Origin of the sequence: Pseudomonas ovata, assembly GCF_003131185.1 — a bacterium.
Classification (GTDB): domain Bacteria; phylum Pseudomonadota; class Gammaproteobacteria; order Pseudomonadales; family Pseudomonadaceae; genus Aquipseudomonas; species Aquipseudomonas ovata.
Genome location: NZ_QFFU01000008.1, coordinates 58664 through 82204 on the forward strand (window position 1 = coordinate 58664; position 23541 = coordinate 82204).

Consider the following 23541-nt stretch of genomic DNA (forward strand, 5'->3'; position numbering starts at 1 on the left):
TGGTATCAAATGGAGCGCTGGTTGACGCGTTTGGAAAGCTCTTCGGCGGACTCTTTACGCTCGGAGTACCGATCAACCAAATAATCCTGGCGATCCCGCAACAGCAGGGTGAACTTCATCAGCTCTTCCATCACGTCCACGAGACGGTCGTAGTACGAGGACGGTTTCATACGACCTGCCTCGTCAAACTCGGTGAACGCCTTTGCTACCGAAGATTGGTTTGGGATGGTGAACATCCGCATCCATCGACCCAGTACGCGCAGCTGATTAACCACGTTGAAAGATTGCGAGCCACCGCAGACCTGCATCACTGCAAGGGTCTTTCCTTGCGTAGGTCGTACAGCACCTATCGCCAGCGGAACCCAGTCAATTTGGGCTTTGAATACTGCGCTCATGGAGCCGTGACGCTCAGGGGAGCACCACACCTGTCCCTCAGACCATTGCATCAGCTCGCGCAGCTCAGCGACCTTGGGATGTGTATCGGGAGCGTCATCCGGAAGCGGCAAACCCGAGGGGTCGAAGATTTTGGTTTCGGCGCCAAACTCCTCCAGCAAACGGGCTGCTTCCTGAGTCACCATACGGCTGAAAGAGCGCTCTCGCGTCGATCCGTACAAAAGCAGAATTCGAGGCTTATGGAGTGACGGTGTACGCGGCTCCAGTTGCTCCAACGACGGAATGTCGATCAAGTCGGTGTGTACGTTTGGCAATGTGTCTTGCATATAAACTCCTACCACGGCGCCGGCTAGGCCACCGCCTCGGTTGATCTTTAAAGCGAACCGATGCGGTTCAGTTCAGCTTTCAACTGGTCAGGGCTCATGGTCTTGAGCGGCAGCGCAAGAAACGCACTCACGCGTTCGTGAATTTTGGCCAGTGTGGTTTCGAACGCTGCGCTAATGTCTGCTTCCGACCCGGTGGCTTCGGACGGATCAGCCAGCCCCCAATGCGCCTTTAAGGCTGGGCCGAAGAAGATGGGACATGCTTCTCCTGCAGCCCGATCACAGACGGTAATCACGATGTCGGGAGGCGAGCCCTCGAAAGCATCCGAAGCCTTGCTGCGCAAGCCCGCAGTGGAGATACCCGCCGCCTCCAGCGTTTGCAATGCCCGTTGATTCACCCGGCCACTGGGAAAGCTTCCTGAGCTGACGGCTTCTACACCCTTGGGCGCCAAGTGGTTGAAAAGCGCCTCGGACAGAATGCTGCGGCAGCTGTTGTGGGTGCACATGAACAAGACTTTCATCAGACGATTCCTTGATTCAGAAACTGAGGCGCAGTGCCAGGGCGGACAATGTGGCGACGAGGATGGGCACGGTCAGCACGATCCCGGTCTTGAAGTAGTAACCCCAGCTGATCGTTATGTTTTTCCGGGCTAGCACGTGCAGCCACAACAGAGTGGCCAAGCTCCCAATTGGAGTGATCTTCGGGCCCAAATCGCAGCCGATGATGTTGGCGTAAACCATCGCTTGCTGGACTACACCATCGACTTCAGCGGCATGAATGGATAAGGCGCCTACCAGAACGGTGGGCATGTTGTTCATGATCGAAGACAGCAACGCTGTTAGCAGCCCTGTACCAAGGGACGCGCCCCAAACGCCATAACCGGCGAACACGTTCAGGATCTGCGCAATGTGGTCGGTCAGGCCGGCGTTCTTCAGGCCATAAACAACCAGGTACATCCCCAAAGAAAAGATCACTACCTGCCATGGCGCCTCTTTGAGCACCTTGCTTGTATTGATGGCGTGACCACGAGCCGCGATGACGTAAAGAATGAATGCACAGACCGCTGCAATGGCGCTGATTGGCACCCCCAGTGGCTCAATGACGAAGAAGCCGATCAGGAGTAGTGCCAACACCCTCCAGCCGGCTACAAAAGTGGCCCGGTCGTGGATTGCTTCGTCCGGATTGTCCAGTTGGTTGAGGTCATAGGTCTTTGGTAATTCTTTGCGGAAAAACCACAGCAGCATGGCTAACGTCGCCGCCACGCTGACGATGTTTACCGGCACCATGATCGATGCATATTCGTTGAAGCCGATATCGAAGTAGTCGGCAGAAACGATGTTGACAAGGTTGGAAACCACCAGCGGTAAGCTCGCCGTATCGGCGATAAAACCGGCTGCCATGACGAATGCCAAAGTAGCCGCAGGAGAAAAACGCAACGCCAGCAACATAGCGATCACAATGGGTGTGAGGATCAATGCTGCTCCGTCATTGGCGAACAGTGCCGACACCGCTGCGCCCAGCAGGACGATAAATGCGAACAGCTTGCGGGTGCTCCCGCCTCCCCATCGGGCCACATGCAGCGCAGCCCACTTGAAAAAGCCTGCCTCATCAAGCAGCAGACTAATGATGATGACCGCGATGAAAGTCCCAGTGGCATTCCAGACAATGCGCCAAACCTCTGGTATGTCGGCAAGGGTAACGACACCTGCCAGCAACGCCACGATGGCACCGAACATCGCACTCCATCCAACCCCAAGCCCCTTGGGTTGCCAGATGACAAGGACGATGGTGGCGATAAAGATCAATACGGCAATCAGCATTTCATTAATCCGGTTGGGCGTGAATCAGCTACACACGGCTTGGTTGATCGGACGGTCGTTCATGCCGCAGAGGCGCTTAGCCTCGGTTTCCAGCCATTGCTGATTGGCGTCTACCACTTCCTTCAAAACTGCCGTCACCCACGCGGGCAAGTCAGGATTCAGTCGGTAATACACCCATTGGCCTTGGCGACGATCCAACAGCAAACCGGCGGAGCGCAGCAGCGCCAAATGACGAGAAATCTTCGGCTGACTCAGGTCAAGTGCTGCCGTCAGCTCGCATACACACAGCTCACCTTCACTCACGACAAGCAGCGAAATTTTTGCTCGGGTGTCATCCGCCAGGCACTTGAATAAGGTGGTGGGGTTCATGGGTTCTGTCATAGATCCTCCAGGTGTTTGGTCTTGACCAAAACGAAGAGCTTGATGCGCTCGTGGATGTCGTGGAGCGTGTGGTGAAATGCGCCGGGATCGTCGCTAGCTAATGCATACGAAAAATCGAATATATGCTTTGTCGAATATTCGGTAAAGCGAATATGATGATTGCTGCTTCGGCTTGAGCCGTGACAGGCCATACCAACCGGCACAGAAGGAGACGAAGGGATGGGTAAGGAGATGGTGATCCAGGCAACGGAAATAGCCGAAGGACAACGGCAGCGTTTTCGCGACGCGCTGAAGTCCGCTGACCTTCCAGCAGATGATATTGATCTTCCAGGCCGAACCTTTTTTGAGTTCAGACAGGACAGTGAGACGGTCGCATGGGGAGGATTCGAAACGCATGGTGCGGACGGGTTGCTGCGTTCCCTGGTCGTAGTCTCGACACACAGATCGAAGGGGGTCGGTGTCACGGTGCTTCGGGTCATTGAAGCGAAAGCCGCCGAGCAGGGAATCGCTCGACTTCATTTGCTGACAACAACTGCGCCAGGCTTTTTTGAGCAGCAGGGCTATGCAGTAAATCAACGAGGCTCTGCGCCACCTCTTATTTCTCAGACGGAGCAGTTCATGGGGCTTTGCCCTGGCTCGGCTTGCTACATGTGCAAGGCGTTATCTGGAGCGGCAAGAAGGTAGTCGTTGAGATAAAGATGTACGTTGTGGTCAAAGCGTAAGCGGAGCGCGCAGGCCCACGACGGGCCAAAGGCTTGAGGATGGAAGCCCGTAGGGCCGAAACCAGGCATAGCCGGGTTCGGTTTACGACAGCCGTACCCCGAAGGGGGCAAGCTCAAAGCAGAAGTGATATGGATCACCGCCAACTACGATGCAGGATGGTTGCCGAACGTCTCGCGAAGCAGGCTCTGCATCACCACCGAAGCAGGGCCTTCAAGAAAGTGCTCTTGGCTGCTGACATCGAAGCGCACAGGATTAATGTGGACAACAGTCGCCCCGTGGCCCAAAGCACGTAGCGGAAGCTCAGCAGCTGGGTAAACAATCCCGGAAGTACCAATCGAGAGGAAGACATCACATTCCTCAGCAGCTGCGAGCCCTGCGCTCCATGCATCCCCAGGCAGCATTTCACCAAACCACACAACGCCTGGCCGAACATACCCGTTACATGCGGTGCATCGCGGCGGCTCAATCCGACGTCCATCCTCAGGCAGTGCGTCAGACGTGAGAGGCAAGGTATGCGCTTGCCCACAGTCAATGCAGCGGGGCGCATGCAGGCTGCCATGCAGGTGAATCACATCTCGGCTGCCAGCGCGCTCATGAAGGTCATCAACGTTCTGGGTGACCACGGTCAGACTAGGGACATGCTTGGCAAGCTCAGCGATAGCGAGATGAGCACCGTTTGGCTGCGCCTGGAGAACCTTGTGCCGACGCCATTCGTACCATCCCCAACACAATGATGGATCGGCTCTGAATGCTTCGCTGGTGGCGAGCTGTGCAGGATCAAACCGCTCCCACAGCCCTGTGAGTGCGTCTCGGAATGTCGGGATGCCACTCTCCGCCGATGCACCTGCCCCGGTAAAGACCACGACGTGCTGAGTGTCCCTCAACTGCTTAGCCAGGGTACTGATGGTCATGAGCATTCCTTGGGCCGGATACTGTTGAGGTGCCAACACTTTGGGCATTGGATTGGTGGCTGCTGTTGTCGGCCAAAAACCAAGGGATCCTACGCCAATTCTCTTTCAGCCATGCGATCCAGAAGCGCTTGAGGATGAATGCGGTAAGTGCCTACACCAACCCGCTGCGTGAAGTGGTCATAGGTTGGGCTGCTAACGCCAGTGGTCATCTCCGAATTGGATAGGAAGACGCCTGTGTAGGTTTCAGCTACGTCGCTGAAAAGCTGGATAACAGCTTGCCTCGTGACAATCAGACCTTTGCCAAGATGACCGTCGATTACAGCAACCAGCACATTGGTGCGCAGACTCATGTCGTGTTCCTTTTGTCAGGGAGAACTGGCAGGGGGTCGCTAGCTATTTTTGCTGGCTAATGGCTATTCTCTCATCATTTCTACAGCAAGGAACGCGCATGAAGCTTAATCCACTCCACCTCAAGATCGCTGGTTTGCTTGAAGGCAGGCTTTTTCGAATCCCAGAGTACCAGCGCGCCTACTCTTGGACATCTCGCCAGCGTAAAGACTTATTCGGCGACATCGAGGAGGCATTTCGATCTGGTCGGGAGCATTTCATGGCTACTTTGGTCGCCTTGGCCAAGGAGAAAGAAACCCGCCTTCTCGGCGTTGACGAGTTCAAGACTGTCGAGCTGGTTGATGGCCAACAACGTGTAACGACTCTCATCATCCTTATGAAGGCGATTGAGAAGGCTCTAGACAACGACGATGCTACGCAAGCCAAGGTGCGACGGGAGTTGGGTGAGCTCCTTGTAAAGGGAGACGACCATTCTCTGATTCTGCTTCAGACAAACCATGACGCGAGTCAGGTTTTCACCAACTACGTCCGCAAGGGAGTGGTGGAGGAAGGCTCAGCCAAAACTGCTGCAGATCAGAACCTGGTTGAAGCTGCCCGTGACTGCGAACTCTTTGTGAGCAAATGGTTGGCTCGTGGAGATACGATCTTTGAGCTGTTGGTGACCATCAGGAACAAGCTAACGATCATTTACCATGAGATTTCTGACGAGGCTACGGTATACCGAGTCTTCGAGGTTCTTAACAGCCGTGGGCTGGATGTGAAATGGATCGACAAGCTTAAAAGCCAGCTAATGGCACTCATTTTCGAGCACGTTGAGGGTGGCACTCGCGACGAGGCAGTGTCTGAAATGCAAGACGTCTGGAGGGGCATTTATCGCTCGCTGGAAAACAGCACACGAATAGGAGACGAAGCTCTCCGCTTCGCAGGAGCATGGGCGTGTGACGCACGACCGAATCGGATTCCCAGTGAAGCAGACTCGACCGCATTACTAACCTTGAACGCGGGCACGCAGTTAAAAACGATTGCAGAGGTTGGTCATGAGCTCGAAGGGGTCGTGCAAGCAAACCTGCGCCTTTTCCGGGATCCGCGCCTTCGCGCTGTTACGCGCATTGTACACGCTCGATTTGTTGCGGCAGCGATACTGCTGCGGAAGTTCGACAAGAAGACAGAGCAGGAACTACTCGGTAAATGGGAGCGAGCTACTTTCAGGATCTACGAGCTGGCGAGCCGGGACAGCCGGCACAAAGTTGGGGAGTATATTCGTCTTGGCTATGAAATCTACCGGAACAACCTGAGCAAGGATCTAATCCTCAGTGGGTTGGAAAAAATCTCCAAGGGTTATTCGATTGACCAAGTTTTGGAGAATATTGAGTGGCTGAGCAGCTACGATGGCTGGCAAAATCAGCTGCGCTATGTTCTGAACCGTTATGACGAACACTTGGCCAAGCTCGCAGGGCAGAAGCTAAATGAGAGCCAATGGGGAAAGATCTGGGAGCAGGATGCCGCTAGCTCAATAGAACATATCGCACCGCAGAGCAGTGGCGTCGACTGGATGCACCATCTCGGGAATCTGACGATGCTGCCACCTGGAACAAACTCTTCGCTAAAAGCTAGGCCTCCCGTTGAGAAAATAGACGTCTATCGAAGCTGCGGCCTGATTGCCACGATCCATGTCGGCCAACAGATTCATGAAGCTGGTTCTTGGACAGAAGACATGGCTTTAGCTCGAGCAAAAAGCATCGAAGATTTTATCAGGCTTGAATGGGCGGACTGAGCGATAAGTGGGTGGTGACTGTAGTTTGACGACGCCCCAAAAAAGGCCGATCACTATTTTGCTCAAGGCGTGCATCCTGGAAACTTCTGGCCACACTGGCATAGCGCCTCAGCGTAGCTGGAGAATGGCGATAGGCTACTGCCCTCCCTCAGCGCAGTTATGGCGGAAATACCCAGCCTGTATGCCCGGATCTACCCATGAGCTTGGACGTACATAGAGGGATGAATGCCTTCAGAGAAACCTCGGTCTTTTCGCTTTTTACCCGGTGGGGAGTGTCGGCCTCCGATGGTAGGAGCACGTAATGATCCCGATCTGGCACATTAAGCCTATTTTTCACGCTCAATGTGCCGATTCGGGATCACTGCGTAGCGCTTGCAGGGCCGAGACGGCGGGATGGTCGCCATTCCTAAGGGGGCACGGTCTTCAGATGCGAGATGGGCGAATGGTTCGAATCAAACCAAGCGGCCACGGTTTGCAAGATCGATGGACGAGTGGTCGCAATGCCTAAAGGTGGGCACGGCCTTCAAGGGAGATATGGTCGTATTGTTGCGATTCCGAAATGCAAGCAAGGGGCCGAAAGCGATGAAGTCCGCATTCAGGTGAAAGGTTAAGCGCCCAAATTACAACTGTTGGGCTGAACTATTACCATCCAGTTTTGATGCAGCATTATGATATTGTTGCTTTATTTAGAAGCTACCATAAATTATAGATAGAAGGTTTTTTATGCAATTCCACATCGAGACAAGGTAAGAGTTAAAATATTTGTCCACAACATCAGGCGCTGCAAGTGAAAGGAAGTAATGAACAATGGATGCGTACAGGAAAAAGCACACAGTCCAAGCAAACCAGTAAACGGTGCGTCCAGCGGATATAGGCTTCTCAACCAATCGATGCCAGTCATCAGCAGACATGAAGCTATAGAGTTTTTTACGCCATCCTTCGCGGCTGCTATCCCCAAGGCTGTTGAACCTCAAATTTGATAGAGTGTTTATCAGGATACTAAATATCAGAAGCGCGGAAACGCCTAAATAGAGAACTGTCATGGCTGTAGTCTCGACACCTGTTTTTACCATCGGAGTTCTGAGGGCTAATACAATACCAGCCACAGCAAAGTCTCTCCAGAGCGCAGATATTAGATCTCTTGTAGCAGTCTGGGTCTTGTTTACCTCCTCTTGCAAGCCCTTGCGCAGATCCCCCAAACTCTTTACCGCCTCCTTGCTCTGATCTTGAAGGTGAAAGGCAAATGCTTCCTTTGCACCAGACAGGCTGTTTCTCAGAAGAGGTTTCAAACCTGAGGGCCATGTCGCATCGTTGTTCCAGTTAATGGCGATGTGATTGTTAAATAGCTGGAATTTTGTTTCAGATTCCCGAGGCGTAGAGTAAATCCACTGGCAGGTCTCATGCATCGTTATGAAATCGACGTCTGTCCAGTTGATGGGCTCCTCTACGGTTATCGGTAGAGAGCGACCCCCTCGGAAAACAACATGCGTTCCGCCATCTTCCCTTCGGATTTCGGTAGGCAAGCAAAATGCGAGCTTTTCTACTGCGACATTTTTCCAAGTCTTGAAGGTTTCGCTTTCCGCTACTGGCTCCGTTAGCAGCAACCAGGGTTCGAGCGATGAGGGCGCGTAAGCTTGGGTAAGATCTCGGACTGTTTTCCAAGGCTTTTCAGGGCAATGGGTAGTGGTTGGTAGATCCTTATGGCCACCCATCTCTGTTACTGAAAAGCTATAGGTGGAAAAATCGATGACCTCGCCCGCTACCCAAATGCACATTTTTTTTTGCAGTTGCTGCGGTGAGGATAGGCCTGCTCGTAGCCAGTTTTCAAAGCCCTTTAGCGTTAGAAAGTAGCACCAGTGACGTTCTACCGGTTTTTCGAGAATAATCGTCAATCTATCGTTTTCTATGTCCGCATACTGGAAGGTACTAACCTCAATGCTGTCCGAAACTTCCCCAAATAGCTCTATCAGCCCCAGTCCCGCAGTTTTAATGCGAGAGGCAAAGTCTTTTAGCTCGCGGACAAAGTCAATAGAAACATTACTTACTTCGTCGATTCGGAACGTGCCTGCGGTTTCAACCTGAGCAGACCCACCTGACAACGAAAGCCGTTCAAAGAAATTATGAAGCTCTAGGGCTAAATTTTTCATGATTCACGTAGGCGACTTGTTCGGATGGTAATGACGGTTTCATCTGCCCCATTGTCAATAGTTAAACTACCTTTTGCGCGTGCGGGCATATTGATCGTTATACCTTCGCTTGTTACGTATTTTTTTGCTTCATTGGTTGGTAGTTCATCGTTGTCATAAGCAAAGACCTCGCCTGTCAGGTTGAGAGCTTCTAAATCTTTGTTGAAGGTTTCTCGAATTTCATCTCCCCCATTAATGCCAAAGAAGTCGGTGAAAAATTCCTCGACTTCAAATTCCTTGCGCTTCTTCGCTATTTCAATAACTTTTTCAGAAACTTTGGAAGTAATGGTAGGCGGCAGATCGCCTAGATGCGTTCTGACAGTCTTTTTTATAGCCTTGACAAAGTCTGCTGTCATTTCCTTGGAGTTTCGCAGGCGCTCCACACCTAGAAACTCTTTAAAGAAATCACTGATCCCAGATCGGCTCATCTTGTCGATGATTACTACTTCTGAATCATGTGAATCCAAATCTATCAGGGCAGATTTTTGAAGCGCTTTTGGTGATTCAGTAAAGTTGTTGGTCACAGCCTGAAGTATAGCTTTAGCACCCTGTGTTTCAAATGTTACTACTTTTTCAGAGTCGTATTTAATGAGTGAGTAAAATTTCTTGTTCCCTGTAATCAAACCAATGACAATCAATACCCCTGATTTCATCCGTCTATCACCAAGTCGGTGAAATTGGCGGGCTAGACTCTTAGACACGTCCACAAAATCAGACTCGCCTTTTTCCCACCCTTTCAGTTTTGCTTTTACTTGGGATATTTCAGCGAAAGAAAACTTATTACCTTTAAGAGTTTCTTTGATTCGTTCAATAAAGAACGGCTCGAATGTCCCAAGGGGAGTGTCGTCAAAAAGTATGGGGTCGTCGGCCCGGTGATGTACCACGTGAAATATAAAATTCACGATTTTCAGGGCGTCTATTTCTTTATCGGTAAGAGTGGCCAAGGTAATCCCTCATCCTTGCTAGTGGCGACGTGATATCAATCATCGATATAAGCACCTTTCTAGCATTATGCCTAGCGCCTTCCATAGCCTTTGCGATGAAACACTACTGTATGAATATACATACACCGAGGGCATTTGCCAGCACCTAGCTTCAATAAGGATTACCTATCCGATGGAAGGCCAGTTGGAGTGCGTCAGGCGTCTTGGCTTGGGCTGTAACCCTGACCTAGGTATTTTGGGAGTCGAAGTTGGCTGCAGGCGCGGCGATTAGCTTAGTCAGCAGCTTGGCAGGGATAGAGGGGGGCTTCCCAGCTTTAAGTGGCGTTGTACACTCCCTCTCGATGTGACAAGAATGGTTGCTTTTCTGGCCCCTTTGGGAAAACCCAGAAGCCGTCCATGTAGCGTCGGGTCATGTCGTTCATCGCCAGGTTGCGCCCCAGGTTGCCGATGATCAGGCCGGCCACCACCATTGCGATGGGCGCCGAGACATGCAGTTCGGAGGCCATCGCCGAGCCGCCGATGACCAGCGCCAAGGTCAGCATGACTTCGATCTGGTGCTGCTCGATGCTCTTGATCATCAGGTACACCGCGTAGCCGATCAGGCCACCGAACAGCGCGCCACCGATGGCTTCATGGGCAAACAGCCAGGCGGTTTCGCCAACGCTCGGGGTCTCGCCCAGTTGCGCGATGCCCAGCAGCACCGTGAAGACCACCACGGCGGTGCCGTCGTTGAACAGGCTCTCGCCGACAATCGTGGTCTTCAGCGGTTTGGAGGCATTGGCGGTGCGCAACACACCGAGCACGGCGATCGGGTCGGTAGGAGAAATCAGCGCGCCGAACAGCAGGCAGTACAGGAAGCTGACGTGCCAGCCGAACAGGGCAAAGATCCACCAGGCCAGGGTGCCGATGACCACGGTGGCGATCAGCACGCCAAAGGTGGCCAGCAGGCCGATCGGCCAGCGGTAACTCTTGAGGTCGGCGAGGTTGACGTGCAGGGCGCCGGCGAACAGCAGGAAGGACAGCATCCAGTTCATCAGCAGGTCGCCGAAGTCGATCTGGCCGATCAGTTGCTGGACGCGTTCTTCAAGCCCTGGAAAACCCGCCACGCTCAAGCCTTGCAGGATCAGGGAAAACAGCAGGGCGGTGACCATCACGCCGATGGTCGGCGGCAGGCCGATAAAACGGTAGTTCACATAAGTGAGCAGGGTGGTCAGGCATATGAAGGCAGCAGCAAGTTCAAGCATCCGTAAAGTCCGTATCCATCATGTATCAGGGTGCATTTCAGTGGGTCAGGCGCACGCATTGACCCCCGGGAACCGTTCATAGTGCACCACCGGGGAAATTTTTTGCCACACACGGTGGCTTGACGCAGCGCTGAGCCTGTCGGGCGGACGGATCATCGACTATGCTCGCGGACTGTCCTTGAGGAACACGGGTGTGCTGGCAACCGCATTGGTGTTGATGGCGGCGGTGCTGCACGCCACCTGGAATACCCTGGTCAAATTCAGTGGCGAGCGTCTGCTGGTGATCGCCAGCATGGATTTCGTGGCCCTGGTGTTTGCCTTGCTGGCGCTGGGTTTCGTCACACCGCCTGCCGCGACTGTCTGGCCCTGGCTGATCGCCTCGGCGCTGTTCGAATTGCTCTATCGAGGGCTGTTGATCAAGGCCTATCAGGTCGGTGACCTGGGGCTGGTCTATCCCTTGATGCGCGGCTTGTCGCCCCTGGTGGTGCTGGGCCTGACTTTGCTGTCTGGCGGCGAGGTCCTGAGCAGTGGGCAAATCCTGGGCATCCTCTTGATTCCTGCCGGGTTGGCCTGCCTGCTCTGGCAGGGCGGAGGCGGCGTGCGATTACCCTGGTCGATGCTGCCGGTGGTGGGGCTGATCGGCCTGTGCATCGGCAGTTATACCTGGATTGACGGGCAGGCCCTCACGCTCGGCGCGCCGCCGCTGGATTACCTGGTGTGGCTGACGCTGATCAGTGCCTGGCCGTTTCCGGCAGCGGCCGTCGTCTGTCGGCGCCCTGCCTTCGTGTTGTTCTGGCGCCAGCAGTGGCGACTGGGAATGAGCGTCGGGCTGTGCGTGCTGGTGAGCTATGCGCTGGTGCTGTGGGCCATGCAACTGGGGTCGGTGGCCGAAGCGGCGGCCCTGCGCGAAATCAGCGTGGTGCTGGTGGTGCTCATGGGCATGCGCTACCTGCAAGAACCTTTCGGGCGTCCCCGGCTCTTAGCTTGTGCCCTGGTATTGCTCGGCCTGTTGGTCATGAAGCTCAATTGAAAGGAACGAAAAAATGACAGTAGCCTTCTGGTGCGTATTGATCGCGATCATCCTGCCGATCCTGTGCGCAGGCATCGCCAAGTTCAGCAGCGGCTTCAAGATGCGCGACAACCACGACCCGCGCGACTACCTCGAGGATCTTGAAGGGCTGCCACGGCGTGCCCATGCCGCGCAACTCAATGGCTACGAGGCCCTCCCGGCGTTCGCGGCGGCCGTGATCATTGCCCATATCGCCGGCAATGCGCAGTTGGTGACCATCGATGTGCTGGCGGTGTTGTTCATCACCACGCGCCTGCTGTACATCATCTTCTACCTGGCCGACCTGGCCATGCTGCGCTCGCTGATCTGGCTGGTCGGCATGGGCCTGATCATCGCGCTGTTCGGTGTCTCGGCATTTCCGGCGGCCTGACCGGGATAGCCACAGAGCGCGCCGGCTCAGTCCTGGACTTTTTCAAGCTCGGCCTGGGCTTCGAGCAGTTCCTTGCGCGACTCGGCCAGCTTGTCTTTGCGCTTGTTGATTTTCTCCGGGTCGCCCTTGGCCATGGCCTGGTTGAGGTCAGTCTGGCGGCGGCTCACTTCGCGCTTGGCCTCCAGCACTTTCTGCTCGCGCTGTTTAAGCAGCGAGGTTTCGCTGCAATTGGCGTTGGCTTCGCTCAGGGCCTTTTCCAGGCCGGCCTGTTGGCGTTTGTCACCGTCGGCCTTGGCCTGCTGAAGCTTGCTGCTGATGTCCTGGCTCTTGAGCAGGCACTCCGGGACCGGCGCGGGCATCTCGGCGGCCAGCAGGGCAGAGGGCGCCAGGGTGCAGGCCAGCAACAGGACCAGGGGGGAAACGCGCTTCATGTGTACTCCTTGTGAAGGCCGGGCGGGGTCGACAACCCGGTATTAAAAACCCGCAATGTTCAAGGCGTGCAGTCGATCGCGCAGCGCCAGCACCTGCGGGTCGAGAAAAAAGGCCTGCAATTGCGCCGCCCGCCCAGGGCCGATGCCGGGTTCAGCCTGCCACTGCTCAAGGCTGCGTTCGGCCAGTGGCTGCCAGTGGTCAGCCAGCCGGGCGTCGCCGGTCGGCGGCAGGCCCAGGGCCTTGAGCCAGAGCTGAAAAGGCTTGTCGCGTGCGCTTTGCAGGCTGGCGAACAGTTTGGCGGCGCTGCGTTCGCCAAGGCCCGGCATCTTAACAAGCTCGGCGGCTTCGAGGGTCATCCAGTCGAGCAGATTGTCGAGTCGTCCTGCAGCCAGCAATTTGTCCCAGGTGCCGGGCCCCACGCCTGGCAGGTTCAGCGCCTGCTTGCCGGACAGCCAGACCAGGCGGGCCTTGAACTGGCTTTCACAGCCGGGCGTGGGCTGCCAGCAACTGAGCGCATGAAAGGCTTGCGGGTCTGGCACTGCCAGTTCGACGCGCTCGGTGCTGCGCAGCACCACGCTGTCCAGGCGCGGGATGGTCAGCCCGGCCAGGCTCAGGGCGATCTGGTCGCCGGGACGGATGTCCATTTCCCGCCAGCGTTGCAGCGAGCCGGCACTGAGCGAGCGGATGGTGCGGTCGTCCAGGCGTACCGGGTGTACATCCAGCACCGGGGTGATGCGACCGCTACGGCCAATGTTGAAGTTCACCTTGCGCACTTCGGCCAGGGCAGTGGCATAGGGGTATTTCCAGGCCACTGCCCAGTAAGGTGCCTTGGCCTGCCAGCGCTCGGCCGCCGGACGCCGGCCCTGGCGCAAGACCACGCCGTCGCTGGCGAAGGGCAGCGGCTGGCGATACCAGAACTCACGCCAGTGGCGGGCATTTTCAAACGTTTGCAGTGGATGGGTGTAGGCCAGGCTGTCGGCAAAGCCCATGGCCTTCAGGCCCGTCAGGCGCTCGGGCAGGGTCGCCGGCCCATCGGGCCAGTCCCAGACGAACAGGCCGATCCGGGCCAGCTCCGCATCAAGGGGATCATGACGGGCCAGGGTGCCGGCGACTTTACTGCGGGCATTGGCGCTGCCGGCGCTGGCCTGCACATGATCGCTCAGGCGCCAGTACAGCTCGCCTTGCAGCACGGCGTTGTGGGGGCCTGGCAATTGACCGGGAATGGCGGCCATGCGCAGGGCGTGCGCGGTCCAGTCCTGGCCGTGCACACCATCGCCGCGACTGATGGCCCGGCTCAACCGGCCCTGCTCATACACCAGCGTGACCGCCACGCCGTCGACCTTGGGCTGGATCCACAGGTCCTCGCGGCCGTTGAGCCACTGCGCCACGGCCTGGTCGTCGGCCAGCTTGCCAAGGCCCGTATGGAGCACGGGATGAGGCACTGGGCCCTTGGCCGTGTTGAGTGGGCTGTCCGTGCTGTTGGCCGGCAGGTCAAAGCACTGTCGCCAGTGGGCCAGTCGCTCGCGGGCCTGGTCGTAGATCTCGTCGGCCACCTGTGCAACGCCCTGGCGATGGTAGCTGTCGTCCCACCGGCTGATCCGGTCCTGCAGCGAGCGAACTTCCTGCCCCGCCCTGGACGCGTCCCAATCCGGGCAGGCCTGGGCATAGGTGGGTGCAGCGGTCGACAGCAACCCCAGGCTCAAGCCCAGGGCGGTGATAAAGCGAATGGTCAATGACATCGAAAGCATCCTTGCCGAGAACGATGCCCGACAGGCTAGTCAGCTTTGTGCAGGCCTGGCTGTCGGCGTGGTCACCGGCTTTTGCAAGGCGTTAGCAGATGTGTCGCAGCAGTACAGTCAGGGGGTGTAAACATCCGTGGCTGTGCCTTGAGATGGCACGGGGCGCGTGTCAGATTGCAGGTCGCTGTCTTGCTCTGGAGAACCTGCAATGGACCTGTCGACCCTCGCCGTATTCATTCCCGCCTGCTTTGCGCTGAACATGGCGCCCGGCCCGAACAACCTGCTGTCGGTCAGCAATGCCAGCCGTTACGGCTTTGTCCGCGCCTGCACCGGCGGCGTCGGTCGCCTGCTGGCGTTTGCGATCATGATTGCCCTGGCGGCGGTGGGGCTGGCGGCGGTGCTGCACACCAGCGAGTGGCTGTTCCATGTGATCAAGGTGGTGGGCGCAGCTTACCTGTTCTACCTGGCCTGGCAGCTCTGGCGCGCGACGCCGCAAGCCGATGAGCACGTCGGCATGCGCACGGCCAGTGTGTTGCGGCTGGCGCGCCAGGAGTTTCTGGTGGCCATCGGCAATCCCAAGGCCATCCTGCTGTTCACGGCGTTCCTGCCGCAATTCGTCGACCCGGCGCAAGACGTCACGGCTCAGTTTGCCGTGCTGGGCGGGCTGTTTCTGCTGATGGAATGCGTGGCCATCGCGCTGTATGCCGTGATGGGCGTGCACGCCCGCAAGCTCTTTGCGCGTCCGTCCAGCAGGCAACTGTTCAACCGTGTGTGCGCCGGTCTGCTGGCCAGTGCGGCATCGGCCTTGCTGGTGGCGCGTCGGGCCTGATCTGAACCGGGCGCAATGACGCCGGTCTCAAGGCTCGAACATTGACGAATAGGGACATCATGAACAGCAAGCAGTTGTCTGAAACCAGCAAGTTTCTGAGTTATGTGCTGCGTCACGAACCGCAAGCGATCGGCCTGCAACTCGACAGTGAGGGCTGGGCGGATCTTGACGCGTTGATTGCCGGTGCCGCTACGGACGGTCGGGTGCTGGACCGGGCGCTCATCGAGGCGGTGGTCGCCGGCAACGACAAGAAGCGCTTTGCGTTTTCCGAAGACGGCCTGCGCATCCGCGCCGTGCAGGGGCACTCGACCAGAACGGTCGAGCTTCAACATGTGGAGAAAACCCCGCCGGTGCTGCTGTACCACGGCACCGCCACGCGGTTTCTGGAATCGATCATGCAACAGGGGCTGATTGCCGGCAGCCGTCATCATGTGCACCTGTCAGACGACGAGACAACGGCAGTGTCGGTAGGGCAACGCTATGGCAAGCCGGTGGTGCTGCACATTGAGGCGGCGCGCATGCAGCAGGCCGGGTTCCGGTTTTTCCAGGCCGACAATGGCGTGTGGCTGACCGAGGCAGTGCCGGTGGGGTTTATCAGGCAGTGAGTGCCTTTCCCGGCTGAAGCGGATCGCCGCCCGACGGTTCTTCTCACGCATAAAATAACTTGCTGATTTATCGGATATTAAATCCACCCTTGGTAGAAGCGCGCTTGGCCTGGACCGCACTCGGTCGCGGTGGTCCGGCATTCCGGCAAGCGCTCCTGCACCGTGCGATCCGACGATGAGGCCAGCAAGGCCCATACATCTGCTGCGCCTGTTACATAGCCATCGCCAGCAACTGCCTCCCACAGGTCCGGGTCGAGGCTTGGCTGAGCGGTATCAGTCCTGGAGTGGATGATGCGAATCGGGATGCCCGGCAGGAACGCCCAACAAAAAGCCCCGCACGATTGCTCGTGCGGGGCTTTTTAGTACCGCTTGGCTATTACAGGCCGGCGGCGGCGCGCAGGGCGTCGGCGCGGTCGGTTTTTTCCCAGGTGAACGCGGTGAAGGTGTCGTCACCCACGGTCATCTCGAACGGCTTGCGACCGAAGTGGCCGTAGGCGGCGGTCTGCTTGTACATCGGGTGCAGCAGGTCGAGCATGGTGGTGATTGCGTAAGGACGCAGGTCGAAATGCTCGCGCACCAGCTGGATGATCTTGTCGTCCGACAGCTTGCCGGTGCCAAAGGTGTTCAGCGAGATCGACGTCGGCTGGGCCACGCCGATGGCGTAGGAAACCTGAATCTCGCAGCGCTCGGCCAGGCCGGCGGCGACGATGTTCTTGGCCACGTAGCGACCGGCGTAGGCGGCCGAACGGTCGACCTTCGACGGGTCCTTGCCGGAGAACGCGCCACCGCCGTGACGGGCCATGCCGCCGTAGGTGTCGACGATGATCTTGCGACCGGTCAGGCCGCAGTCGCCCACCGGGCCGCCGATGATGAAGTTGCCGGTCGGGTTGATGTGGAACTGGGTGTCCTTGTGCAGCAGTTCGGCCGGGATCACGTGCTTGACGATCAGCTCCATCACGCCTTCACGCAGGTCCTTGTAGGACACGTCCGGGTTGTGCTGGGTCGACAGCACGATGGCGTCGACGCCCACGACCTTGCCGTTTTCGTAGCGGCAGGTGACCTGCGACTTGGCATCCGGGCGCAGCCACGGCAGCAGGCCGGACTTGCGGGCCTCGGACTGGCGCTGCACCAGGTGGTGCGAGAAGGTGATCGGCGCGGGCATCAGTACGTCGGTCTCGTTGCTGGCAAAGCCGAACATCAGGCCCTGGTCGCCGGCACCCTGGTCTTCAGGCTTGCTGCGGTCAACGCCCTGGGCGATGTCCACCGACTGCTTGCCGATGATGTTCATCACGCCACAAGTGGCGCCGTCGAAGCCGACGTCGGAGCTGTTGTAGCCGATGTCGAGAATGACGTTGCGGACGATATCTTCCAGGTCGACCCAGGCCGAGGTGGTGACTTCGCCGGCAATGATTGCCACACCGGTCTTGACCAGGGTTTCGACCGCGACACGGGCGAATTTGTCTTCAGCGATGATGGCGTCCAGGACCGCGTCGGAGATCTGGTCGGCAATCTTGTCCGGATGTCCTTCGGACACGGACTCGGAGGTGAAAATTGAGTATTCGCTCATGTCTACGGGTTTCCTGAATGTAACCGAGGGTAAGTGTCGCCAGACGGTCGCTGAAAATGGCGAACCTGGATCTGGAAACCATTGCGTAAGCCCACGTAGAGGCTCTGTTCGGGGACCAGCCCCGCAGCGATGGCCCAATGGGCCAGGTCTTCCTGTTCAAAGCCCAACCAGAGATCGCCACAGGCCTCCCTGGCCCAGCTCTGATCGTGGCTGCACAAGTCCGTGATCAACAGGCTGGCGCCTGGACGCAGGTGCAGGGCCAACTGTTTTATGGCATCGGCCGGCGCGGCAAAATGATGAAGCACCATGTTCAATACGACGCAATCGACCTGCACTTTAGCGTCGCTCAAGGCATCGGCCAGGCGCAATTCGACATTGTTCAGCGCCTGGTGCTCGCAGCGCTTGCGCGCCAGTTCGAGCATGGCCGGGCTGTTGTCCATCGCCGTGACCCGGGCAAAGCGCAGCGCCAGGTCGGGCAGGAAGCCGCCGTCGCCGGGGCCGACTTCCAGCGCCGTGGCCGCAGGGCCGAACGGCAGCTTGTCGAGCAACGCCAGCAGGCTGTCGCGGTACTGGCCAAGGCCGGCGATAAGGTCCTGCTGAGCATGGAACTTGTCGGCCACCCGGGCAAAGAAATCCTGGCTGGCCGCCGCTCGCTGGCGATGCACCGCATCGACCCGCGCCTGGGCATCGCCGGGCAGCTGCAACGCGTCGACTTCTTCAAGCAGGGCCGCATGCAGGCGCCCACCGACAGCCTGGGCATGGGGCAGGGCGCGACGATAGAAAATCGCATTGCCTTCGCGACGCGTCGCCACCAGTCCGGCCTGGGCCAGGACCTTGAGGTGATGACTCATGCCCGACTGGCCGATGGCGAAGATCTGCGCCAACTCCAGCACCCCGAACGAATCGTTGGCCAGGGCGCGCAGAACGTTCAGCCGCAGCGGATCGCCGGCGGCTTTGCACAGGGCAGACAACTCGTCGCAGCCGTCATGGCTGATTGCAGGTACGCGAAGGTTCATGAGGCGGCAGTCTAGACAGCGACCGGACAAGTCGCAAGATCAATATCAAAAAGTTTTGATATTGCCTGTGTGCGCTGCCGAAGCCGCGTGTCCAGAGGGCTGGCCCGTACTGGCATATCGGGTGCTGACAGCAAATGACGCCTGGATGACAGGAAAAAAGCACCTGGGCGACTATCTTTCATTGCCCCCAGCCAGTCGCTGAGGGAAAATGACCGCCTTTTTCCGATCCCATTTCTTACCCTCCAGGAGATCAGCGATGCCTAGCCGTCGTGAGCGTGCCAACGCCATTCGTGCCCTGAGCATGGATGCCGTGCAAAAAGCCAACAGCGGCCACCCAGGGGCCCCCATGGGGATGGCGGATATCGCCGAAGTCCTGTGGCACGATTTTCTCAAGCACAACCCGGCCAACCCGTCGTTCGCCGACCGCGACCGCTTCGTGCTGTCCAACGGTCACGGTTCGATGCTCATCTACTCGTTGCTGCACCTGACCGGCTACGACCTGTCCATCGACGACCTGAAGAACTTCCGCCAGCTGCACAGCCGCACCCCGGGCCACCCGGAGTTCGGCTACACCCCGGGCGTCGAAACCACCACCGGCCCGCTGGGCCAGGGGTTTGCCAACGCCGTGGGCTTCGCCATTGCCGAAAAGACCCTGGCGGCGCAGTTCAACCGTCCAGGCCATGACATCGTCGACCACAACACCTATGTGTTCATGGGCGACGGCTGCATGATGGAAGGCATTTCCCACGAAGTCGCTTCCCTGGCCGGCACCCTGGGCCTGGGCAAGCTGATCGCTTTCTACGATGACAACGGCATCTCCATCGACGGCGAAGTCGAGGGCTGGTTCACCGACGACACCCCCAAGCGTTTCGAGTCGTACAACTGGCAGGTGATCCGCAATGTCGACGGCCACGACGCCGACGAGATCAAGACCGCCATCGAGACAGCGCGCAAAAGCGCCCAGCCGACCCTGATCTGCTGCAAGACCACCATCGGCTTCGGCTCGCCGAACAAGTCCGGCAAGGAAGAGTCCCACGGCGCGCCACTGGGCGCCGACGAGATCGCCCTGACCCGTGCCGCGCTGAAGTGGACACACGGCCCGTTCGAGATCCCGGCCGACCTCTACGAGCAATGGAACGCCAAGGAAAAAGGCCTGGCCGCCGAAGCCGAGTGGGACCAGCGCTTCGCTGCGTACTCCGCTGCCTTCCCTGAACTGGCCAACGATTTCATCCGTCGCATGAGCGGCGAGCTGCCGGCCGATTTCGCCGAGAAGTCCGCCGCCTACGTGGCCGAAGTCAACACCAAGGGCGAGACCATCGCCAGCCGCAAGGCCAGCCAGAACGCGCTGGGCGCCTTCGGCCCGCTGCTGCCCGAGCTGCTGGGCGGCTCGGCCGACCTGGCCGGCTCCAACCTGACCATCTGGAAAGGCTGCAAGAGCATCACCGGCGAAGACGCCAACGGCAACTACCTGCACTACGGCGTGCGTGAGTTCGGCCAGGGCGCAATCATGAACGGTATCGCCCTGCATGGCGGCTTCGTGCCGTACGGCGCGACCTTCCTGATCTTCATGGAATACGCCCGCAACGCCGTGCGCATGGGCGCGCTGATGAAGCAGCGCGTGATCCACGTGTTCACCCACGACTCCATCGGTCTGGGCGAAGACGGTCCGACCCACCAGCCGATCGAGCAACTGGCCAGCCTGCGCACCACACCGAACCTGGACACCTGGCGCCCGGCCGATGCCGTGGAGTCGGCCGTGTCGTGGAAATATGCCCTGGAGCGCAACGACGGCCCGTCGGCTTTGGTGTTCTCGCGCCAGAACCTGACGCACCAGGCGCGCGATGCGGCGCAACTGGCCAATATCGCCCGTGGCGGCTACGTGCTGCGCGACAGCGTCGGCGAGCCGGAACTGATCCTGATCGCCACCGGCTCCGAAGTCGGCCTGGCCGTTCAGGCCTACGACGCACTGACCGCGCAGGGTCGTCAGGTGCGCGTGGTGTCGATGCCGTGCACCAGCGTGTTCGAGTCCCAGGACGCCGGCTACAAGCAGTCCGTGCTGCCGTTGCAAGTCAGCGCACGCATCGCCATCGAGGCGGCGCATGCCGACTACTGGTACAAGTACGTGGGCCTGGAAGGCCGCGTGATCGGCATGACCACCTTCGGTGAGTCGGCGCCGGCCGCCGCCCTGTTCGAAGAGTTCGGCTTCACCCTGGAAAACATCCTGGGCACCGCCGAAGAACTGCTCGAAGACTAAGCCACAACCGCGTGCTCCGCTGCAGGAACGCGCCTGGCCCAGGCCAGGCGCGTTCCTGCAGTATCCACCTGCGAGAAATCCATGCCCCAGCCCCGCCCTTATAAAGTTGCACTGAACGGCTACGGCCGCATTGGCCGCTGTGTCGTTCGCGCCTTGTGCGAACGCGGTGCAACGGCGGGGTTCAAGGTCGTGGCCATCAACGACCTGGCCGACATGGCCAGTCTCGAATACCTGACGCGCTTCGATTCCACCCATGGCCGCTTTCCTGGCCATGTGCGGGTCGAAGGCGATTACCTGCACATCAATGACCACCGCATCCGTGTGCTGCGCAGCGCGACGCCCGAAGGCATCGACTGGGCTGCCCTGGAAGTCGACCTGGTGCTGGAGTGCTCCGGCGTCTACAACACCCGTGCCGACGGCCAGCGCTTTCTTGATGCCGGTGCGCCGCGGGTGCTGTTTTCCCAGCCGATGGCCAGCGAGGCGGACGTCGACGCGACCATCGTGTACGGCATCAACCAGCAGGACCTGACCGGTCGCGAGCTGCTGGTCTCGGCGGCCTCGTGCACCACCAACTGCAGTGTGCCGTTGCTGCGCCTGCTGGATCAGGCGCTGGGCCTGGACTATGTCACCATCACCACGATTCACTCGGCGATGAACGACCAGCCGGTGATCGACGCCTATCACCATGAAGACCTGCGCCGCACGCGCTCGGCCTTCCAGTCGATCATTCCGGTGTCTACAGGGCTGGCACGGGGCATCGAACGTCTGCTGCCGGAACTTGCCGGCCGGATTCAGGCCAAAGCGGTGCGGGTGCCGACGGTCAATGTCTCGTGCCTGGACATCATCGTGCAGACGGCGCGTGATACCGACGCCGTCGAGATCAACCGGATCCTGCGTGAGGCGGCCAGTGTCGGGCCGCTCAAGGGCTTGCTGGCCTACACCGAATTGCCGCATGCCAGTTGCGATTTCAACCATGACCCTCATTCGGCGATCGTCGATGCGAGTCAGACCCGCGTGTCCGGCCCCAGGCTGGTCAACGTGCTGGCCTGGTTCGATAACGAATGGGGTTTTGCCAACCGTATGCTCGACGTTGCAGGCCATTTCCTGCACGTTGCACACCCACAACAGTAAAGACAGGAACGCCTCATGACCGTGTTGAAAATGACCGACCTTGATCTGCAAGGAAAGCGTGTACTGATCCGCGAAGACCTTAACGTGCCGATCAAGGATGGCGCTGTCAGCAGCGATGCGCGGATTCTCGCCTCCCTGCCGACCATCAAGCTGGCGCTGGAGAAGGGCGCGGCGGTCATGGTCTGCTCGCACCTGGGTCGTCCGGTGGAAGGCGAATTCTCGGCCGAGAACAGCCTCAAGCCGGTCGCCGCCTACCTGAGCAAGGCGCTGGGCCGTGACGTGGCGCTGGTCGCCGATTACCTGGACGGCGTCGAGGTCAAGGCCGGCGACGTGGTCCTGTTCGAAAACGTGCGCTTCAACAAGGGCGAGAAAAAGAACACCGACGAGCTGGCACAGAAATACGCCGCCTTGTGCGACGTGTTTGTGATGGACGCCTTCGGCACCGCTCACCGTGCCGAGGGTTCGACCCACGGCGTGGCCAAATTTGCCAAGGTCGCTGCGGCCGGCCCGCTGCTGGCCGCCGAGCTGGACGCGCTGGGCAAGGCGCTGGGTGCACCGGCCAAGCCGATGGCGGCCATCGTGGCCGGTTCCAAGGTGTCGACCAAGCTCGACGTACTCAATAGCCTGAGCACGATCTGCGATCAGCTGATCGTCGGCGGCGGCATTGCCAACACCTTCCTGGCCGCTGCCGGCCACCCGGTCGGCAAGTCGCTGTACGAGCCGGATCTGCTCGACACCGCCCGCGCCATCGCCGCCAAGGTCAGTGTGCCGCTGCCGGTCGACGTGGTGGTGGCCAAGGCCTTTGCCGAAGACGCCGAAGCGACCGTCAAGCTGATTGCCGATGTGGCCGAGGACGACATGATCCTCGATATCGGCCCGCAGACCGCCGAGCAGTTCGCCCAATTGCTGAAATCTTCGAAGACTATCCTGTGGAACGGCCCTGTCGGCGTGTTTGAATTCGACCAGTTCGGCAACGGCACCCAGGTACTGGCCAAGGCGATTGCCGAGAGCGAGGCGTTCTCCATCGCCGGTGGCGGCGACACCTTGGCCGCCATCGACAAGTATGGCGTTGGTGCGCAGATTTCTTACATTTCCACTGGCGGCGGTGCGTTCCTCGAGTTCGTCGAAGGCAAGGTCCTGCCGGCGGTCGAAATGCTTGAGCAACGCGCCAAGGCGCAGTAAACCGCTGTGTTCGAGGTGTCAGGTATGGTCAGGGTCTTGCCGGTGTTGCTGATGGCGGGGGTGCTGTGCGGTTGCGCCGGCACGCCTGCAGCCGATGAAGTGCAGGACCAGGATCAGGCCGCGCCCGTGCAACTGAGCTGCTATCAGGCGCGCTGGCAAGCCGAAACGATTCAGGTGGTGGACAAGCGCAGCGGCCAGGCGTTCTGGGACCGCTACGACTTCATGCCACGGATCGGCAATGTCGGCTGTCGCTGATACGGTACAGGCAACATCCAGGCGTCATGGCGGTCATTAAAGGT

At 58.7% G+C, this 23541-nt stretch carries 22 protein-coding genes and 2 pseudogenes; 10 read left to right on the plus strand and 14 right to left on the minus strand.

Going from position 1 to position 23541, the window contains the following annotated elements; all coding sequences use genetic code 11:
• Window positions 1–5 precede the first annotated feature (5 nt).
• The 5 genes and pseudogenes from arsH to DGA31_RS30280 all read right to left on the minus strand — a co-directional run.
• Complete coding sequence (arsH, locus tag DGA31_RS13195; RefSeq protein ID WP_109512863.1) at window positions 6–719, minus strand: arsenical resistance protein ArsH; 714 nt, start codon at window positions 717–719, stop codon at window positions 6–8.
• Between the two features lie 47 nt (window positions 720–766).
• Window positions 767–1237, minus strand: coding sequence for an arsenate reductase ArsC (locus tag DGA31_RS13200; protein ID WP_109512864.1), 471 nt, complete (start codon window positions 1235–1237; stop codon window positions 767–769).
• 16 nt (window positions 1238–1253) lie between these two features.
• Window positions 1254–2537 carry an arsenic transporter gene (locus DGA31_RS13205; RefSeq protein WP_109512865.1) on the minus strand — a complete coding sequence of 428 codons (1284 nt, stop codon included), beginning with the start codon at window positions 2535–2537 and terminating at the stop codon, window positions 1254–1256.
• Window positions 2538–2561: 24 nt separating this feature from the next.
• Window positions 2562–2918 (minus strand): metalloregulator ArsR/SmtB family transcription factor, encoded by a 357-nt coding sequence (locus tag DGA31_RS13210; RefSeq protein ID WP_060708143.1) that lies wholly within the window; start codon window positions 2916–2918, stop codon window positions 2562–2564.
• Window positions 2915–3013: pseudogene (locus DGA31_RS30280) on the minus strand (arsenate reductase ArsC); the annotation flags it as partial. The pseudogene DGA31_RS30280 and the gene DGA31_RS13210, both read right to left, overlap by 4 nt.
• 124 nt (window positions 3014–3137) lie before the next feature.
• Between DGA31_RS30280 and arsN2 the strand changes: the two are divergent.
• Entirely contained in the window at window positions 3138–3602 is a 465-nt protein-coding gene (gene arsN2 / locus DGA31_RS13220; RefSeq protein WP_109512866.1) for an arsenic resistance N-acetyltransferase ArsN2, read from the plus strand.
• A gap of 182 nt (window positions 3603–3784) precedes the next feature.
• Here arsN2 and DGA31_RS13225 read toward each other — a convergent pair whose 3' ends face one another.
• Both DGA31_RS13225 and DGA31_RS13230 read right to left on the minus strand, forming a co-directional pair.
• Window positions 3785–4552 (minus strand): SIR2 family NAD-dependent protein deacylase, encoded by a 768-nt coding sequence (locus tag DGA31_RS13225; RefSeq protein ID WP_109512867.1) that lies wholly within the window; start codon window positions 4550–4552, stop codon window positions 3785–3787.
• An 89-nt stretch (window positions 4553–4641) separates the two neighbouring features.
• A complete protein-coding gene (locus DGA31_RS13230; RefSeq protein ID WP_109512868.1) occupies window positions 4642–4902 on the minus strand; it encodes a hypothetical protein in 261 nt (86 codons plus the stop codon).
• Between the two features lie 98 nt (window positions 4903–5000).
• On the opposite strand from DGA31_RS13230, the gene DGA31_RS13235 reads away from it, so the two are divergent.
• A complete protein-coding gene (locus DGA31_RS13235) occupies window positions 5001–6674 on the plus strand; it encodes a DUF262 domain-containing protein (protein ID WP_109512869.1) in 1674 nt (557 codons plus the stop codon).
• A gap of 686 nt (window positions 6675–7360) precedes the next feature.
• Here DGA31_RS13235 and DGA31_RS13240 read toward each other — a convergent pair.
• From DGA31_RS13240 to DGA31_RS13250, 3 genes and pseudogenes are all read right to left on the minus strand, one after another.
• Complete coding sequence (locus DGA31_RS13240) at window positions 7361–8821, minus strand: hypothetical protein (RefSeq protein WP_109512870.1); 1461 nt, start codon at window positions 8819–8821, stop codon at window positions 7361–7363.
• Window positions 8818–9804, minus strand: coding sequence for a nucleoid-associated protein (locus DGA31_RS13245; RefSeq protein WP_161959187.1), 987 nt, complete (start codon window positions 9802–9804; stop codon window positions 8818–8820). Before DGA31_RS13245 ends, DGA31_RS13240 begins: the two co-directional genes overlap by 4 nt.
• A gap of 383 nt (window positions 9805–10187) precedes the next feature.
• Window positions 10188–11048 (minus strand): annotated as a pseudogene (locus tag DGA31_RS13250) (cation:proton antiporter); the annotation flags it as partial.
• A gap of 193 nt (window positions 11049–11241) precedes the next feature.
• On the opposite strand from DGA31_RS13250, the gene DGA31_RS13255 reads away from it, so the two are divergent.
• Both DGA31_RS13255 and DGA31_RS13260 read left to right on the plus strand, forming a co-directional pair.
• On the plus strand, window positions 11242–12078 hold the full coding sequence (locus tag DGA31_RS13255) for a DMT family transporter (protein ID WP_109512872.1): 837 nt from the start codon (window positions 11242–11244) through the stop codon (window positions 12076–12078).
• A gap of 13 nt (window positions 12079–12091) precedes the next feature.
• Window positions 12092–12487 carry an MAPEG family protein gene (locus DGA31_RS13260; RefSeq protein ID WP_056840570.1) on the plus strand — a complete coding sequence of 132 codons (396 nt, stop codon included), beginning with the start codon at window positions 12092–12094 and terminating at the stop codon, window positions 12485–12487.
• A 26-nt stretch (window positions 12488–12513) separates the two neighbouring features.
• Here the strand turns inward: DGA31_RS13260 and DGA31_RS13265 are convergent, their stop codons facing one another.
• Both DGA31_RS13265 and ligB read right to left on the minus strand, forming a co-directional pair.
• The gene (locus tag DGA31_RS13265; protein ID WP_109512873.1) at window positions 12514–12918 is read right to left on the minus strand and encodes a DUF1090 domain-containing protein; all 405 of its coding nucleotides are present in this window, start codon (window positions 12916–12918) and stop codon (window positions 12514–12516) included.
• Between the two features lie 42 nt (window positions 12919–12960).
• The gene (gene ligB, locus DGA31_RS13270; protein WP_109512874.1) at window positions 12961–14658 is read right to left on the minus strand and encodes an NAD-dependent DNA ligase LigB; all 1698 of its coding nucleotides are present in this window, start codon (window positions 14656–14658) and stop codon (window positions 12961–12963) included.
• A 208-nt stretch (window positions 14659–14866) separates the two neighbouring features.
• Between ligB and DGA31_RS13275 the strand changes: the two genes are divergently transcribed.
• Complete coding sequence (locus DGA31_RS13275; protein WP_109512875.1) at window positions 14867–15487, plus strand: LysE family translocator; 621 nt, start codon at window positions 14867–14869, stop codon at window positions 15485–15487.
• 59 nt (window positions 15488–15546) lie between these two features.
• The gene (locus tag DGA31_RS13280; protein ID WP_109512876.1) at window positions 15547–16092 is read left to right on the plus strand and encodes an RNA 2'-phosphotransferase; all 546 of its coding nucleotides are present in this window, start codon (window positions 15547–15549) and stop codon (window positions 16090–16092) included.
• Window positions 16093–16468: 376 nt separating this feature from the next.
• On the opposite strand, the gene metK is transcribed toward DGA31_RS13280, so the two are convergent.
• Window positions 16469–17659 (minus strand): methionine adenosyltransferase, encoded by a 1191-nt coding sequence (gene metK, locus DGA31_RS13285; RefSeq protein ID WP_056840577.1) that lies wholly within the window; start codon window positions 17657–17659, stop codon window positions 16469–16471.
• Window positions 17660–17661: 2 nt separating this feature from the next.
• Window positions 17662–18675 carry an ArsR/SmtB family transcription factor gene (locus DGA31_RS13290; RefSeq protein WP_056840578.1) on the minus strand — a complete coding sequence of 338 codons (1014 nt, stop codon included), beginning with the start codon at window positions 18673–18675 and terminating at the stop codon, window positions 17662–17664.
• A gap of 256 nt (window positions 18676–18931) precedes the next feature.
• Between DGA31_RS13290 and tkt the strand changes: the two genes are divergently transcribed.
• The 4 genes from tkt to DGA31_RS13310 all read left to right on the plus strand — a co-directional run bounded on the left by tkt (window position 18932) and on the right by DGA31_RS13310 (window position 23497).
• Window positions 18932–20929, plus strand: coding sequence for a transketolase (tkt, locus tag DGA31_RS13295; protein ID WP_056840579.1), 1998 nt, complete (start codon window positions 18932–18934; stop codon window positions 20927–20929).
• Between the two features lie 81 nt (window positions 20930–21010).
• Window positions 21011–22060 (plus strand): erythrose-4-phosphate dehydrogenase, encoded by a 1050-nt coding sequence (gene epd, locus DGA31_RS13300; protein WP_109512877.1) that lies wholly within the window; start codon window positions 21011–21013, stop codon window positions 22058–22060.
• Window positions 22061–22075: 15 nt separating this feature from the next.
• Complete coding sequence (locus DGA31_RS13305; protein WP_109512878.1) at window positions 22076–23242, plus strand: phosphoglycerate kinase; 1167 nt, start codon at window positions 22076–22078, stop codon at window positions 23240–23242.
• 24 nt (window positions 23243–23266) lie between these two features.
• Window positions 23267–23497 (plus strand): hypothetical protein, encoded by a 231-nt coding sequence (locus DGA31_RS13310; RefSeq protein WP_056840582.1) that lies wholly within the window; start codon window positions 23267–23269, stop codon window positions 23495–23497.
• Window positions 23498–23541: the final 44 nt, after the last annotated feature.

Excerpts from the sequence above, each read along its gene's own strand:
- DGA31_RS13205 (WP_109512865.1), bottom strand. The coding sequence starts at position 2,537 with ATGCTGATTGCCGTATTGATCTTTATCGCCACCATCGTCCTTGTCATC.
- DGA31_RS13210 (WP_060708143.1), bottom strand. The coding sequence starts at position 2,918 with ATGACAGAACCCATGAACCCCACCACCTTATTCAAGTGCCTGGCGGAT.
- arsN2 (WP_109512866.1), top strand. The coding sequence starts at position 3,138 with ATGGGTAAGGAGATGGTGATCCAGGCAACGGAAATAGCCGAAGGACAA.
- arsH (WP_109512863.1), bottom strand. The coding sequence starts at position 719 with ATGCAAGACACATTGCCAAACGTACACACCGACTTGATCGACATTCCG.
- DGA31_RS13305 (WP_109512878.1), top strand. The coding sequence starts at position 22,076 with ATGACCGTGTTGAAAATGACCGACCTTGATCTGCAAGGAAAGCGTGTA.
- DGA31_RS13275 (WP_109512875.1), top strand. The coding sequence starts at position 14,867 with ATGGACCTGTCGACCCTCGCCGTATTCATTCCCGCCTGCTTTGCGCTG.
- DGA31_RS13280 (WP_109512876.1), top strand. The coding sequence starts at position 15,547 with ATGAACAGCAAGCAGTTGTCTGAAACCAGCAAGTTTCTGAGTTATGTG.
- DGA31_RS13200 (WP_109512864.1), bottom strand. The coding sequence starts at position 1,237 with ATGAAAGTCTTGTTCATGTGCACCCACAACAGCTGCCGCAGCATTCTG.
- tkt (WP_056840579.1), top strand. The coding sequence starts at position 18,932 with ATGCCTAGCCGTCGTGAGCGTGCCAACGCCATTCGTGCCCTGAGCATG.
- DGA31_RS13240 (WP_109512870.1), bottom strand. The coding sequence starts at position 8,821 with ATGAAAAATTTAGCCCTAGAGCTTCATAATTTCTTTGAACGGCTTTCG.
- ligB (WP_109512874.1), bottom strand. The coding sequence starts at position 14,658 with ATGTCATTGACCATTCGCTTTATCACCGCCCTGGGCTTGAGCCTGGGG.
- metK (WP_056840577.1), bottom strand. The coding sequence starts at position 17,659 with ATGAGCGAATACTCAATTTTCACCTCCGAGTCCGTGTCCGAAGGACAT.
- DGA31_RS13235 (WP_109512869.1), top strand. The coding sequence starts at position 5,001 with ATGAAGCTTAATCCACTCCACCTCAAGATCGCTGGTTTGCTTGAAGGC.
- DGA31_RS13290 (WP_056840578.1), bottom strand. The coding sequence starts at position 18,675 with ATGAACCTTCGCGTACCTGCAATCAGCCATGACGGCTGCGACGAGTTG.
- epd (WP_109512877.1), top strand. The coding sequence starts at position 21,011 with ATGCCCCAGCCCCGCCCTTATAAAGTTGCACTGAACGGCTACGGCCGC.
- DGA31_RS13225 (WP_109512867.1), bottom strand. The coding sequence starts at position 4,552 with ATGACCATCAGTACCCTGGCTAAGCAGTTGAGGGACACTCAGCACGTC.
- DGA31_RS13260 (WP_056840570.1), top strand. The coding sequence starts at position 12,092 with ATGACAGTAGCCTTCTGGTGCGTATTGATCGCGATCATCCTGCCGATC.
- DGA31_RS13230 (WP_109512868.1), bottom strand. The coding sequence starts at position 4,902 with ATGAGTCTGCGCACCAATGTGCTGGTTGCTGTAATCGACGGTCATCTT.
- DGA31_RS13310 (WP_056840582.1), top strand. The coding sequence starts at position 23,267 with ATGGTCAGGGTCTTGCCGGTGTTGCTGATGGCGGGGGTGCTGTGCGGT.
- DGA31_RS13265 (WP_109512873.1), bottom strand. The coding sequence starts at position 12,918 with ATGAAGCGCGTTTCCCCCCTGGTCCTGTTGCTGGCCTGCACCCTGGCG.